The sequence below is a fragment of the Caulobacter sp. BP25 genome (assembly GCF_002737755.1).
GTDB lineage: Bacteria > Pseudomonadota > Alphaproteobacteria > Caulobacterales > Caulobacteraceae > Caulobacter.
This window is the reverse complement of sequence record NZ_PEGH01000017.1, coordinates 482,671-496,627: the sequence shown is the minus strand read 5'-3', so window position 1 is coordinate 496,627 and position 13,957 is coordinate 482,671. Positions and strand designations below refer to the sequence as shown.

Sequence of the window (13,957 nt, the reverse complement as noted above, 5' to 3'; positions counted from 1 at the left end):
GGGGCGTTTCGACAGGGAAACATTGAGGCGCGCCCCGCCGCCGTGCTAGGGCGTGGCCCATGCAGAAGAACGCCTACACCTTTGAGGAACTCCTGGCTTGCGGCCGGGGCGAGCTTTTCGGCCCGGGCAACGCCCAACTGCCGGCTCCGCCGATGCTGATGTTCGACCGGATCGTCCGGATCGAGTCGGACGGCGGCAAGTACGGCAAGGGCTATGTCGAAGCCGAATTCGACATCAACCCAGACCTCTGGTTCTTCGGCTGCCATTTCATCGGCGATCCGGTCATGCCTGGCTGCCTGGGCCTGGACGCCATGTGGCAGCTGGTCGGCTTCTTCCTGGGCTGGTCGGGCGCGCCGGGCCGTGGCCGCGCTCTGGGCGTGGGCGAGGTCAAGTTCACCGGCCAGGTGACTCCGGACGTCAAGAAAGTCGTCTACAAGATCGACCTGAAGCGGGTCATCATGCGCAAGCTCGTCATGGGAATCGGCGAAGGCGTGCTGGAGGCCGACGGCAAGGTGATCTACGAAACCAAGGACCTGAAGGTCGGCCTGTTCACGCCTGAACAAATGGCTTGATCCGTTAGTTTTAAGACCGGTCGTTTAGCGAAAGAACCGGCCCCTGACGGATCGGAGGGGGAGAAGAGGATTTAAAGAATGCGTCGCGTCGTCGTCACCGGACTGGGGATCGTCTCGTCCATCGGCAACAACGCCAATGAGGTGCTGGCCTCCCTGCGTGAGGCCAATTCCGGCGTGGTCGCCGCGCCGGAATACGCCGAGCTGGGCTTCCGTTGTCAGGTCCATGCCGCGCCCCAGATCGACTGGGAGCCGCTGGTCGATCGCCGCGCGGCGCGCTTCCTGTCGCCCGGTTTGGCCTATGCCCACATCGCCATGGAGCAGGCGATCGCCGATTCCGGCTTGGAAGAGACCGAGATTTCGAACGAACGCACCGGCCTGATCGTCGGTTCGGGCGGTCCTTCGACCAGCATCATCGTCCAGGCGGCCGCCACGACGATGGAAAAGGGCCCCAAGCGGATTGGCCCGTTCGCCGTGCCCAAGGCCATGAGCTCGGGCCCGTCGGCGGTGCTATCGACCTGGTTCAAGATCCGCGGGATCAACTATTCGATCAGCTCGGCCTGCGCGACCAGCGCCCACTGCATCGGCGCGGCCGCCGAGCAGATCCAGATGGGCAAGCAGGACGTCGTCTTCGCCGGCGGCTGCGAGGAGCTGGACTGGACCCTGTCGAACCTGTTCGACGCCATGGGCGCCATGAGCAGCAACTTCAACGACCGTCCGGCCGTGGCCAGCCGCGCCTATGACAAGGCGCGCGACGGTTTCGTGATCGCCGGCGGCGCGGGCATCGTGGTGCTGGAAGAGTACGAACGCGCCAAGGCGCGCGGCGCCAAGATCTACGGCGAACTCGTGGGCTACGCCGCCAATTCCGACGGCTATGACATGGTGGCCCCGTCGGGCGAGGGCGCGGCGCGCTGCATGAAGCTGGCCATGGCCGACGCGGGAAACCGCGCGATCGACTACCTGAACCCGCACGGCACCTCGACGCCGGTCGGCGACAGCAAGGAGATGGGCGCGGTGCGCGAGGTGTTCGGCGACAAGCCGCCGATGATCTCATCGACCAAGTCCCTGACCGGCCACAGCCTGGGCGCCGCCGGCGCGCAGGAGGCCATCTACTCGATCCTGATGCTCGACAACGGCTTTGCCGCCGAGAGCGCCCACATCGAGGAGCTGGACCCTGAGTTCGCCGACCTGCCGATCCTGCGCCAGCGCGTCGACAAGCCGCTTGAGACGGTGATGTCCAACAGCTTCGGCTTTGGCGGCACCAACGGAACGCTGATCTTCAGCAAGATCTAGGATTTGAGCGCAGGGTTCCGCCCAACGGCCAGCCCTGCTAACCAGCGCTCAACGATTTGCCAAAGAGGGCCCGACACATGGCCGACGACTACGCATTCCCCAAGGGCGAGCTGATGCGGGGCAAGAAGGGCCTCGTCATGGGCGTGGCCAACCACAACTCGATCGCCTGGGGCATCGCCAGCCAGCTGGCCGCTCAGGGCGCCGAGATGGCCTTCACCTATCAGGGCGAAGAGCTGGAGCGCCGCGTGCGCCCGCTGGCCGAAAGCATCGGCGTCAAGACGATGATCCCGGCCGACGTCACCGACGACGCCTCGATGGACGCGGCCTTCGCAGCCATTGAAAAGGAATTTGGCGCGCTGGACTTCGTGATCCACTCGGTGGCCTTCGCCAACAAGAATGAGCTGAAGGGCTCGTTCGTGGACAACACGACCCGCGAGGGCTTCCTGATGGCCATGAACATCTCGGCCTTTAGCTTCGTGGACGTCGCCAAGCGCGCGTCCAAGCTGATGCCGAATGGCGGCTCGCTGATCACCATGACCTATCTGGGGTCGGAGCGGACCATCCCGAACTACAACACCATGGGTGTGGCCAAGGCGGCGCTGGAAGCCTCGACCCGCTATATCGCCCGGGACCTCGGCCCCAAGGGCATCCGCGCCAACGCCATCTCGGCCGGCGCCATGCGTACCCTGGCCCTGGCCGGCATCTCCGGCGGCCGCGGCATGATCGCTCAAGGCCGCGCCTTCTCGGCGATGAAGGAAGACACCTCGATGGAAGGCGTCGCCGGCTGCGCCCTGTGGCTGGCCTCGGATCTGGGCAAGTCGACCACGGGCGAAGTGGTCCACGTCGACGCCGGCTTCCACATGATGGGCATGCCCGATCAGGACGAGGCGTAAGATCTAAGATCCTGTCATCCCGGCCAAGCGCGCCGCGCGCCGAGCCGGGACCGCCGCAGGCGCTGAGTATGCCTTGGTCCCGGCTCTCCGCTCCGCTGCGGCCGGGATGACAGCTCTTTTTACGGCGCGTAGGCCCGCATGAACCGTTCGGCTGCTTCCCGCGCGAAGCGGTCGAGCTGTTCTGGCGTCTTGTCGGACGGCAGGCGCAGCAGCGAGCGGATCTGGTTGTGGCCCAGGATCATGCCCGAGAAGAACTCCGCCGCCTGATCGCAGTCCTCGACCTTCATCCGGCCAAGCTCGGTTTCGGTCTTTAGGAACGCCGCCAGCTGACGGCGGGCGCTCAGGGGGCCGGCCTCATAGACCTCCTGGGCGACGTCGGGCATCTCGCCCGCTCCCATCATCACCACCCGCATCATCGAGTAGTTCCTGTTGGTGGTCACCGTCTCCAGCAGCGAGCGGGCGTAGGCCTCCAGCGTGGCGGTGGGGTTGTCGACCGCGTCCTGGCCGCGCAGCGGCGCGGTGACCCGCTCGACCCGGCGCTGCATCAAGGCCCGCATCAGCTCGGCCTTCGAGCCATAGTGGTTGTAGACCGTCTGCTTGGAGACCCCCGCCCGCTTGGCGATGGATTCCATCGGGGCGGCCAGGCCCCGCTCGCCGATCACCTCGACGGCGGCGTCGAGGATGGCTTCGGTCTTGGCGACGTCGATCTGTCCGGGAATGCGCGGCATTAGTGGGCGTCCGAAGGTGGGGGCGTGGCGCCCTTGGCGGGGGTGGCCAGCAGCGAGACCGCGGCGGCGATGAAGCAGCCGATCGCCAGCAGGGTAAAGCTGTCGCCGAACGCCATGACGGTCGCCTGCTGCTCCATCATGCCGCTGATCGCCTTGCGGGCCGCGCCGGCGGGATCGGCGACGCCCAGCTGGGTCATGCGTTCGGTCAGGCCCGCCATCATGCTGGCGGTGGGGCCGCCCTGGGTCACCTTCGAGGTCATGTCGTCATAGTAAAGCGCCGTCTGCTGGGTGATCGAGGTCGCCAGCAGGGCCAAGCCCACCGCGCCGCCGGTGTTGCGCGACAGGTTCACCAGACCCGAAGCGTTCTTGACCATGTGCGGCGGCAGGGTGCTCATGGTGATCTGCTGGGTGGCGATCATGGCGATCATCACGCCCACGCCCCGGCAGGCCTGAACCCCGGCGAACTCCCAAAACCCCCAATCCTTGGTCACGCCGTGGGCCATGTACATGCCCCAGCCAGCCAGCAGGAAGCCGATGCACATCGGAATCCGCGGGTCGGTCTTGCGCACCAGGCGTCCGGCGATCGGTCCGGTCAGGAACATCGACAGACCCGAGATGATCATGGTCGTGCCGACCTCCGACGCCGAATAGTTCCGCACCCGACCCAGGAACTGCGGCAGCAGGAAGGTGCCCCCAAACAGGCTGGCGCCCGAGACGGCGGTCATCAAGACGCCGACCGTGAAGTTCCGGTTCGAGAACGCCCGCAGCTCGACGATCGGGTTTTTGTAGGTCAGTTGCCGCCAAATGAAGAGCATACCGCCAATCGCGGCCGTGACGGTCAGCCACAGGATGGCGGTGTCGTCGAACCAGTCGTCCTTGGCGCCTTCCTCCAGTACGTACTGCATGCTCATCAGGAAGACGGCCATGATGGCCAGGCCGAACCAGTCGAAGCCCTTAGCCAGGCTGGGATCGCCCTTGTCGAAATCGCCCCAGCGGGCGACGCCGAACAGCACGACAAGGCCCGTCGGCACGTTGATGAAGAACAGCCAGCGCCAGCTCAGCCACTCGGTGAGGTGGCCGCCAAGCGTAGGGCCGACCGTCGGAGCCAGGGTGACGATCAGGCCCATGATTACGCTGGCCGTCAAGCGCCGCTCGGGCGGGAAGGCGGTGAAGGCCACGGCGAACACGGTGGGGATCATCGCCCCGCCGATGAAGCCCTGCAGCGCCCGGGTCAGGATCATCATGTCGATCGAGGTCGACAGGCCTGTCAGCACGCTCATGACGATGAAGCCCGCGCACGAGATCAGGTAGACGCGCTGGGTGCCCCACAGGCGTGACAGGTATCCCGACAGGGGGATCATCACGACCTCGGGGATCAGGTAGGCGGTCTGAATCCAGCTGACCTGGTCGGTGCTGGCGCCGACGCCGGCCTGAATCTGAGGCAGCGAGGCGGCGACGATCTGGATGTCCAGGATGGCCATGAACTGGCCAATGACCATGGCCCCGAAGCCCAGGAACAGTTTGGTCCAGTCGATCTCGGACGTGGGAGCGGCCTGGGCGGCTTGCGAGGCGGGGACGGCGGCGTCGGTCATGACGCGTCCGCCGTCTAGCGGGCCGCGCCCTGACGGGCGACTTGCGGCGTTGCCTGGGCCGCCTCGGCGAAGGAGGGGCCCGAGCGGTCGCGGACGTCGACCTTGATCTCGACCGACAGGCCAGGACGCAGGGCCGCGCCCAGCGGGCTGCGGTCGACGGCGATCTTCACCGGCAGGCGCTGGGTGATCTTGGTGAAGTTGCCGACCGCATTCTCGACCGGGATCAGGGCGAACTCCTGACCGGTGGCCGGCGCGAAGCTGTCGACCTTGCCGATGATCTTTTCTTTGCCGAACGCGTCGGCCTTGATCTCGACTGGCTGGCCGATCCGCAGGCGGGCGACCTGGGTTTCCTTGAAGTTGGCGACGACATAGGCCTGGCCCAGCGGCACCACCGACATCAGGGCCCCGCCCGGCTGGACCAGCTGGCCCGGACGCACCGCGCGGGCGCCAACCACGCCGGCCACCGGCGAGCGGATCACGGTGCGTTCCAGGTTCAGCTTGGCCTGCTCGACGGCGGCGTGGGCGGCGGCGGCTTGAGCGATCGCCTGGTCCTTGGCCGAACCCAGCGACTGGGCGGCGCGGCGTTCAGCTTCCAGCGCGGCCTGGGCGCTGACGACTCCGGCGACGGTCTGGGTGGCGGCGGCGCGCTCGGTTTGGACCTTCTGCTGCGAGACCCAGCCTTGGCTGGCCAGGGCGTTGTAGCGGTCGAGGTCGGCCTTGGCCCGGTTGGCGTCGGCCTTGGCGCTGGTCACGCCGGCCGCGCGCTGGGCGATCATCGCCTGCTCGAGGCTGTTCTTGTCGTCGATGGCGCGGACGGCGGCGTCTGCAGCGCTGGCGTTGGCGATCGCCTGGTCGACGAGGGCCTGGAAGGTCGACGGGTCGATCTTGGCCAGCACCTGGCCGGGCTCGACCCGCTGGTTGTCGGCCACCACCACCTCGGCCACGTAGCCGGAGACCTGCGGGCTGATCTGCACCGTATCGGCCTGCACAAAGGCGTTGTCGGTGCTTTCGAAGCGCTGTTTGTCGACAAACCACAGGGTCCCGCCGACCACGACGGCGATCAGAACGGCCCCACCGACGATCATCGGGACCAGCTTCTTATTTTGCGGCGTCGCCATGGACGAAAACCCTATCCGGACAGCGTAGGCGCGCCCGATAGAGCCATAAGGCCAGCGCGACAAGCGGATAAATGGACGCATCCGTCCAAAAATCAACAACGCCCCGAAGAAGTTTTTGCGTCAGACGCCCGTCGAGCCAAAGCCGCCGGCGCCGCGGTCGGTCTCATCCAGGTCCTCGACCTCGAGGAGCGGCCATTGCGGGGCGGCGGCGATGACGCCCTGGGCGATGCGGTCGCCCCGGCGGATCGTGAAGTCCTCCTCACCCAGATTGATCAGCAGCACGCAGACCTGGCCGCGATAGTCGCTGTCGACGGTGCCCGGCGCGTTGACCACGGTGACGCCGTTCTTGAAGGCCAGGCCCGAGCGCGGCCGCACCTGCATCTCGAAGCCGTCGGGGATCGCCACCGAGAAGCCGGTGGGCGCCATGCAGCGCGCGCCCGGCTTCAGCACGATCGGTTCATCGTCCGGCACGGAGGCTCGCAGATCAAACCCCGCCGCGCCCGCCGTGGCGTAGGTCGGAACCGGCAGATCGGCGTTGCCTTCCCAGCGCTTGAAGCGGATGGCGAGACCGGCGGGAATGGCGGACATGCGGAGTTCCTGTCTTAGGGACGGACCTGTTCTGGGGACAGGCCCGCTTTAGCTGATTTGCAGGGGGCGGGGCCAGGGGGAGGCCGCCTTGCAGACGTCCATGCGACGGGAAAGCCGCCTGCCTTTCTTCGACGGTCCGGGTCGACGCCCTCTTCCTGGAGCGCGTTAGGTTTAAACGTGAGCGTTTAAACTGCTCGAACGCGCTCCAGGTGTCTGAAGATGGAGCCTGTCTGGTCTCGGTTGGCGCTGCTTTGCGCACAAGGATCGTGAACAGGCCCAGGTCTTGGCGGACTGCAATTTCGTCCGCTAAACGCGGAGACTAGAAGTCTGCGGGGGCGCGGCTTGGCATGGGGGGCGCTATTGTGTGCAAACGATTGGATTCAAGCCTCTTCGAGGGGCCGAGGACATGACGGGGTCGGCCTCGAGCGCCGACAGGGTCGTCGAACAACTATGCCTGGCGTTCTCGGCTGAGCTGATCTCCGGCGGGTTCCTTCGGGGGACCTATCGCTCGGCCCTGGACACGCTTTTGGCGCTGGCCATAAGCCAGGCCAATCTGGCGCATATGTCGCGCAACCTGGTGTTCCAGAAGACTTACGCTGGCCTGAGTCATTCGCCGCCCGACGCGCTGCGGCGGCCCGTGCGGGTTCGCTCGATCGCCGTCTCGCTTGGCATCGCCCAGGAAACCGCGCGGCGGCGTGTGGCCTTGATGGTCGAGTCTGGATTCTTGATCCAGACGGACGCCGGGGTCTTCATGCCCAAGACCGCCACGGAGACGCCGATCTACATCACAACCGCCGAGGCGACCTGGCGGGCGATCGGCGACCTCTACTGCGCCTTTCGGCGCCAAGGCGCGCTGGACCCGCCAGACCATACGGCCACTGAGGGCGAGATTCCCCATCGTTACATGATGCGGCTTTGGGGGGACCATTTCCTGCGGCTGGTCGAGATGCTCCTGCCCATCGTCCAGGAGCCCTTCGCCATCGTCTTGCTGTTCACGATCCTGCGCGAGGGCCAGGCGACGCAGCCCATGGGGGGCAAGGCCGTCTCGGCCTCGGCCCTGTCGCGGTCTCTTGGCTTGCCGTTTGAGACCGTGAGGCGCAATGCGCTGCTGCTCGCCGAAGCGGGCCTGTGCCACAAGACGCCACGCGGCTACCTGATCACGCCCGAGCTGCTCGACACGCCGATCTGGCGGCAATTCACCGAGCGCAACGGCCAGATTCTGAAGCGCTTCTTCTCCATCATGGGCGAGAGGGGCCTGCTGGGCTGGTGGGAGGCCGACTACCAGGCCGCCAATCCTCCGTCCCGGCGTCGCTAGCGGGACCGTGTGGCAACCGAGCGCTCTAGCCGAACATCGCATGCTCGACGCGCAGGGCGGCGGCCAGAGCGTCCACGTCCGCAGGGGTGCTGTAGAGACCAGGTGTGACGCGGATCACGGGTCCGCGCGCGATTCCGCCGCGCCAGACAGTGTGAATTCGGTAGCGCTCGAAAAGGACGCGCTGGACGCGCTTGGCGTCCTCTTCGGTCTTCATGCCCTTCAGGCGGAAACTGGTGATCGCGCAGTAGCGGGCTGGATCGTCGGGCACGCAGATTTCCACATTCGGCCGGTCGCGCAGCGCGTTCACCCAGCTGTCGCGAAGACCACGCATGTGCTTTTCCTTAGCGGCGGCCCCGACTGCGAAATGGAAGTCCACGGCGATGGGTATGGTCAGCAGCGCGGGGAAGTTCACGGTTCCCGGCGGGACGCGCGTATTGATGTCGTCCTCCGGGTAGTTGTGGTTCTCGAAGGCGATATTGATGTCGGCCAGACGGCTTTGGCGAACGTACATCGCGCCGGTTCCCAGCGGCGCGGAGGTCCATTTGTGCACCGACCAGCCGACGAAGTCGGCGCCCAGGTCGTCGAGCTGGAAGTCCAGGCAGGCTACGCCGTGCGCCGCGTCCACGATGGTGTCTACGCCACGCGCGCGAGCCATGGCGACGATCTCCTTGACGGGCGTGATGATCCCCGTGCGGTTTGAGACCTGGGTGACCAGAAGGAGCTTCGCGGCGGGCGTGCGCCGAAGAACCTCATCATAGGCCGCCAGGATGTTGGCGGTCGTGGCCGGCTCGGGCATGCTGAACGACACCACGTTGGCGCCGCGATGCGAGCCTAGCCACTTCATGGCGGCGATCATCGCGTCATAGTCCAGATCGCAATGGATGACCGCGTCGCCAGGCTTCAGCGGCTTGTAGTTGGTGATCAGCATCTGCAGGGCGTCGGCGCCGCTGCGGGTTACCGCGATCTCACGCGGGGCGCAGCCCATCTGGCGAGCGATGGCGGCCTGCGCCGCGCGGTTGGCGGCCATCAGGCCCGAACCGTCCGGCAGCACGTTGCGCGCCCAGATCGAACTAGCGCTGTTCACCGCCGCCGTATGTCGCGCATAGGTCTGGGCGACGATCCTGGGCATGATGCTCCAGTAGCCGGCCTCCAGGTTGTGGACGCCGGACTCGACATCGAAATAGCGGGGCAAATCGGACGTCCGGATGGAGCCGGGGCGGAGCGACATCTCCTCGTCACGCGTCGGGGCGGCGAGCGCATCCGAAGCCGAGGCCACCAGAGGCCCGGCCGCGGCGACGGACCCGAGGAGATGTCGACGCGTGGGCAGGCTGACCATGATCGCTCGATTCCAGACGTTACTTTGTAACGGACTTTCCTTCCGTCCGGCGCATCGGCAAGCGCGAACTCGCCGATGGCGTCACGATAGGGCGCAAAGCCTTTGCGCGAGGCGCCGCCTTTCCATTCGGACGTCGAGGCGCCCTCAAGAGGGTGTTGGATTTAAGCGTGAACGGTCAAACCGCTCGAACACGATCCTAGGCGCATCAAGATAGGGCCCGCGCGATCCGCGTCGCGATCTGGGCCGCCACCACGTCCTTGGCCGCGCGGTCCCAGCGCTCGGTCTTGTCCTTGGTGACCAGCAGGACGGCGTTCTCGCCGCCGCCCATGACGCCCGGCTGGGTGACGTCGTTGGCGATGATCCAGTCACAGCCCTTGCGGGCCAGCTTGGCGCGGGCATGTTCCTCGACATGGTCGGTCTCGGCCGCGAAGCCGACAACCAGCTTGGGCCGATGCGGGCCTGAGGCCGACAGGGTGGCCAGGATGTCGGGGTTCTCGACGAAGGTCAGGGCCGGCGGGCCGCCCTTTTCCTTCTTCAGCTTGGCCCCGAACGCTTCATCGACGCGCCAGTCGGCGACGGCGGCGACGAAGACGCCGACATCGGCCGGCAGGGCCGCCTGGCTGGCGGCCAGCATCTGGCGGGCGGTCTCAACGTCCACCCGTTTGACCCCCGGCGGGGTGGGCAGGAAGACCGGACCAGCGATCAGGGTCACCTCGGCGCCCAGCCTGGCCAGCGCCTGCGCGATCGCGAAGCCCTGCTTGCCGCTGGAGCGGTTGGTGATGCCGCGCACGGGGTCGATCGGCTCGAAGGTCGGGCCGGCGGTGACGATGGCGCGCTTGCCGACCAGCGGCTTGGCGGCGGGCCCTTCCAGCATGGCGACGATGGCCGCGAAGATCTCCTCCGGCTCGGCCAGGCGTCCAGGGCCGAACTCGCCGCAGGCCATCGCGCCCTCGGCCGGATCGACGAACGAAACGCCGTCGGCCTTCAGGGTCGCGACATTGCGCTGGGTGGCCGGGTGCAGCCACATCCGCACGTTCATGGCCGGCGCCATCAGCACGGGCTTGTCGGTGGCCAGGAGGGCGGTGGTCGCCAGGTCGTTGGCCAGGCCGTGAGCCGCCTTAGCGATCAGGTCGGCCGTGGCCGGCGCGACCACCACGAGGTCGGCTTGGCGCGACAGCTCGATATGGCCCATCTCGTGTTCGTCGGTCAGCGAGAACATGTCCTGATAGACCTTGTCCTCGGCCAGGGCCGACAGGGACAGCGGCGTGACGAACTGCTCGCCCGCCTTGGTCAGGATCGGCCGCACGGCGATGCCCGCTCGGCGCAGCAGGCGCACCAGCAGCAGCACCTTGTAGGCCGCGACCCCGCCGCCGACGATCAGAAGAACCCGCTTGTCGCTCACGCCGCGCTCCCGCTTTCCGCGTTCGTCTCGTCCCTGCACATGCCCACCTGCGCGCCAAAGCGCCAGTGACAATCCTACGGTGAAGATTGGGACTCGACTCTCGTTCCGCTTTCGTTCATCAAACGTAAAGGTAGAGCAATGGGGCGAATGCGATCATGAAGATTGTGAGACAGATTTCTGTCGGCGTCGTCGCTTGGCTGGGTGTGCTGGCCGTGGCGGCTTGCGACAGCGGGGCCTCGGCGGTCAAGGCGCCGAAGGGCGGCGAGCGGGCCAGCGCGGCCTCCGAGGGCGTTCCCGCGACGAGCTCGGCCGACGCCGTGAGCCGGGGCGACCCGCGCGATGCGCCGGTCAAGCTGATCGCGGGCAAGCCGTACTGGGCCGCCAACCGCACCCGCACAGCCGAGGAAAACGCCCAGCGCTCGTTCGAACGCAATGGCGAGGTGTTCGGGGCCAAGAGCGCCGACGACTATGTCGCCAAGGTCCACGCCTTCGTCAGCGATCCGCCGAAGGGGGCGCAAACGCTCAAGCGGGCCAACGGCGATCTCCTGATCTACGACCCCAAGGACAACGTCTTCGCCGTGGTCTCGCGCGAGGGGGCGCCGCGCACGATGTTCAAGCCCGACGAGGGTGCGGCCTACTGGACCGAACAGAAGACCCGCGAGGCCCGCCGCGCCACCGCGTCCAAGACACGCGAGCGGGACGAGGCGGCGGGGTAAGGGGGATCTCTCCTGCCACCCTGGGCTCCGCGCCCGGGACCAGGGCGGGTCTGGGGCAGGGGGTGATGGGTTGGGCGAGGGCGGTCGTGCGCCTTCGCTTGGCTCGCTACGAACAAACCGCTCGGGCGGTGTCGACCTAGCGCGATAGTAAAAGCCCGGTCACGAACGCCGTGCCGGTCGTGGCGGCGCCGACCAGGAACCACAGCAGTGGCAAGACGGGCGCCCGCTCGACGCGGACCTCGCTCTTCGTTGGCGACGCCTCGGCAAGGCGGACGATGGCGCGCAGCGCGCGCAGCGCTTCCTCGGCGAAGTCGCGGACCTTGGCGGCGGGCGACAGCTCGCGGCCGATCCAGCGGCGGACCACCGGATCGGCGGCGGCCCACAGGTCGTGGGTGGGGTCGATGCGGCGGGCCACGCCCTCGACCGTGACCATGGTCTTCTGGAGGAGAACGAGCTCCGGCCGCAGGGCCATGTCGAACAGGGCGGTGATCTCGAACAGCTGCGCCAGCAGGCGGCCCATCGAGACGTCGCGGGCGTTGCGGCCAAACACCGGCTCGCCGACGGCGCGCAGGGCTTGGGCGAAGGCGTCCTTGTCCTGATGGGCGGGCACATAGCCGGCGTCGAAATGCACCTGGGCGATGCGGGCGTAGTCGCGGTTCAGAAAGCCGTACAGGATCTCGGCCAGGTAGCGACGCTCGCCGGCGCCCAGGCGTCCGACGATGCCATAGTCCACGGCCACCACACTCGCCGGCGCGGCGACGAACAGGTTGCCCTCGTGCAGGTCGCCGTGGAACAGGCCGTGGTCCAAGGCCTGGGCCAGGAAGCCTCGGGTGACGTTCTCGGCTAGGGCCCTACGGTCCAGGCCTGGCAGCTCCAGCGCGGCGGGGTCCGACAGCGGCGCGCCCTGCGCCCAGGTCAGGGTCAGGACGCGCTTGCCCACGCCCTCCCAGCACACGGCCGGGGCGCGCATGTAAGGGTCCTTGGCCATGGCCTCGCCCAGCTCGGCGCAGCCGGCGGCCTCGAAGCGCAGGTCCATCTCCAGCTCGAGCGCGCGGATCACCACCTCGACGAATTCGGTGGGGCGCAGGCGGCGCGAGGCGGGGACCAGGGTCTCGGCCAGGCGCGCGGCCAGGCGCAGCACGCCGGTGTCGCGGGCGACCTGGCGCTCGACGCCGGGGCGCAGCACCTTCACCGCCACCTTGCGGCCGTCGATCAGGGTGGCCGGATGGGCCTGGGCCAGCGAGGCGGCGGCGACCGGCTCGCCGATCTCGGTGAAGATCTCGGGGAGCGGCTTGCCCAGGTTGCGGGCGATTTCGGCTCGGGCGATCGCCAGCGGGAAGGCCGGCAGCCGGTCCTTCAGGTGCGACAGGTCCTCGGCGAAGGCGGCGCCGAAGATGTCGGCCCGGGTCGACAGGAATTGGCCCAGCTTGATCGCCGCTGGCCCTTGGCTTTCCAGCACGCGGGCCAGACGCTCGCCGGGTCTGCCGCGCTTGGCCGAGCCGCCGGCTAGCAGGCGCAGCAGCCTTCCCGCCAGTTTGACGGCCGGCGGCAGCAGCGGCTCGGCCTCGCGCGGGATCAGGGCGTCGGCCCGCACCAGCGCCCAGCCCGCGCCTGTCAGGCGCCAGAAGGCTCCGAAACCGGCCACGTTCTAAAGCGCCCAGCCCTGGTGCAGGGCCGCGACGCCGCCGGTGAAGTTGGTGAAGCTGACCCGCTTGAAGCCGGCGGTCTCCATCATGCCGGCGAAGGTCCTCTGGTCTGGGAAGCGGCGGATGCTCTCGACCAGGTACTGATAGGCCTCGCGGTCCTTGGCGACCCACTCGCCGACCTGCGGGATGACCTTGAAGCTGTAGGCGTCATAGGCTTTCGCGAGGGCTTCCGTCACTGGCCGCGAGAACTCCAGGCACAGGAAGCGGCCGCCGGGTTTGAGCACCCGGCGCGCCTCGCGCAGGGCCGCGTCGATGTCGGTGACGTTGCGGATGCCAAAGCTGATCACATAGGCGTTGGCGTAGGCGTCGGGCAGCGGCAGGCGTTGGGCGTCGCCAACGGTCCAGGTGATCTCGGGCTCGCCGCCGCGCTCAATGCCGGCCATGATCATCTCGGCGTTGTAGTCGACGATGTTGATGGTCGCGTCGAGGCCGCCGCGCCGCTCCTGGGCGTTGCGGGCCATCTTGGCGAAGCGCCGGGCCATGTCGCCCGTGCCGCCAGCGCAGTCGATGATCACCTCGCCCGGCTGCGGGTTCAGGCGCGCGGCCACCGCGTCCTTCCACAGGCGATGCACCCCGCCGCTCATCAGGTCGTTCATAATGTCGTAGTTCTTGGCCACGCGGTCGAACACGCCGCGCACCAGACCCGCCTTCTGCGAGGCGTCGACATCCTTGAAACCGAAGCTGGCGGAGGTGTTGCTCAT

At 67.6% G+C, this 13,957-nt stretch carries 12 protein-coding genes and 1 pseudogene; 5 read left to right on the top strand and 8 right to left on the bottom strand.

The window, feature by feature from the left end; translation table 11 throughout:
- Positions 1 to 59: 59 nt before the first annotated feature.
- From fabA to CSW59_RS12540, 3 genes are all read left to right on the top strand, one after another.
- Complete coding sequence (fabA, locus tag CSW59_RS12550) at positions 60 to 572, top strand: 3-hydroxyacyl-[acyl-carrier-protein] dehydratase FabA (RefSeq protein ID WP_099444336.1); 513 nt, start codon at positions 60 to 62, stop codon at positions 570 to 572.
- A gap of 78 nt (positions 573 to 650) precedes the next feature.
- Entirely contained in the window at positions 651 to 1,862 is a 1,212-nt protein-coding gene (gene fabB / locus CSW59_RS12545; RefSeq protein ID WP_099444335.1) for a beta-ketoacyl-ACP synthase I, read from the top strand.
- 77 nt (positions 1,863 to 1,939) lie between these two features.
- Positions 1,940 to 2,755, top strand: coding sequence for an enoyl-ACP reductase (locus tag CSW59_RS12540; protein ID WP_099444334.1), 816 nt, complete (start codon positions 1,940 to 1,942; stop codon positions 2,753 to 2,755).
- Between the two features lie 119 nt (positions 2,756 to 2,874).
- Here CSW59_RS12540 and CSW59_RS12535 read toward each other — a convergent pair whose 3' ends face one another.
- The 4 genes from CSW59_RS12535 to dut all read right to left on the bottom strand — a co-directional run bounded on the left by CSW59_RS12535 (position 2,875) and on the right by dut (position 6,781).
- Positions 2,875 to 3,483 (bottom strand): TetR/AcrR family transcriptional regulator, encoded by a 609-nt coding sequence (locus CSW59_RS12535; RefSeq protein ID WP_099444333.1) that lies wholly within the window; start codon positions 3,481 to 3,483, stop codon positions 2,875 to 2,877.
- Positions 3,483 to 5,075 carry a DHA2 family efflux MFS transporter permease subunit gene (locus CSW59_RS12530; protein WP_099444332.1) on the bottom strand — a complete coding sequence of 531 codons (1,593 nt, stop codon included), beginning with the start codon at positions 5,073 to 5,075 and terminating at the stop codon, positions 3,483 to 3,485. Before CSW59_RS12530 ends, CSW59_RS12535 begins: the two co-directional genes overlap by 1 nt.
- Before the next feature lie 14 nt (positions 5,076 to 5,089).
- On the bottom strand, positions 5,090 to 6,193 hold the full coding sequence (locus CSW59_RS12525) for an HlyD family secretion protein (RefSeq protein ID WP_099444331.1): 1,104 nt from the start codon (positions 6,191 to 6,193) through the stop codon (positions 5,090 to 5,092).
- Positions 6,194 to 6,313: 120 nt separating this feature from the next.
- Positions 6,314 to 6,781, bottom strand: a complete 468-nt coding sequence (gene dut, locus CSW59_RS12520; protein WP_099444330.1) for a dUTP diphosphatase — start codon at positions 6,779 to 6,781, stop codon at positions 6,314 to 6,316.
- 406 nt (positions 6,782 to 7,187) lie between these two features.
- On the opposite strand from dut, the gene CSW59_RS12515 reads away from it, so the two are divergent.
- Positions 7,188 to 8,096, top strand: coding sequence for a hypothetical protein (locus CSW59_RS12515; protein WP_099444329.1), 909 nt, complete (start codon positions 7,188 to 7,190; stop codon positions 8,094 to 8,096).
- A gap of 25 nt (positions 8,097 to 8,121) precedes the next feature.
- Here CSW59_RS12515 and CSW59_RS12510 read toward each other — a convergent pair.
- Both CSW59_RS12510 and coaBC read right to left on the bottom strand, forming a co-directional pair.
- Positions 8,122 to 9,423, bottom strand: a pseudogene (locus CSW59_RS12510) (aminotransferase class V-fold PLP-dependent enzyme); the annotation flags it as partial.
- Positions 9,424 to 9,637: 214 nt separating this feature from the next.
- Positions 9,638 to 10,834 carry a bifunctional phosphopantothenoylcysteine decarboxylase/phosphopantothenate--cysteine ligase CoaBC gene (gene coaBC / locus CSW59_RS12505; RefSeq protein WP_099444328.1) on the bottom strand — a complete coding sequence of 399 codons (1,197 nt, stop codon included), beginning with the start codon at positions 10,832 to 10,834 and terminating at the stop codon, positions 9,638 to 9,640.
- A gap of 155 nt (positions 10,835 to 10,989) precedes the next feature.
- Here coaBC and CSW59_RS12500 point away from each other — a divergent pair, with 155 nt between their 5' ends.
- A complete protein-coding gene (locus CSW59_RS12500; protein ID WP_161495052.1) occupies positions 10,990 to 11,550 on the top strand; it encodes a hypothetical protein in 561 nt (186 codons plus the stop codon).
- A 136-nt stretch (positions 11,551 to 11,686) separates the two neighbouring features.
- On the opposite strand, the gene ubiB is transcribed toward CSW59_RS12500, so the two are convergent.
- Both ubiB and CSW59_RS12490 read right to left on the bottom strand, forming a co-directional pair.
- On the bottom strand, positions 11,687 to 13,195 hold the full coding sequence (ubiB, locus tag CSW59_RS12495; protein WP_099444327.1) for a 2-polyprenylphenol 6-hydroxylase: 1,509 nt from the start codon (positions 13,193 to 13,195) through the stop codon (positions 11,687 to 11,689).
- Positions 13,196 to 13,198: 3 nt separating this feature from the next.
- Positions 13,199 to 13,957, bottom strand: a complete 759-nt coding sequence (locus CSW59_RS12490; RefSeq protein ID WP_099444326.1) for a class I SAM-dependent methyltransferase — start codon at positions 13,955 to 13,957, stop codon at positions 13,199 to 13,201.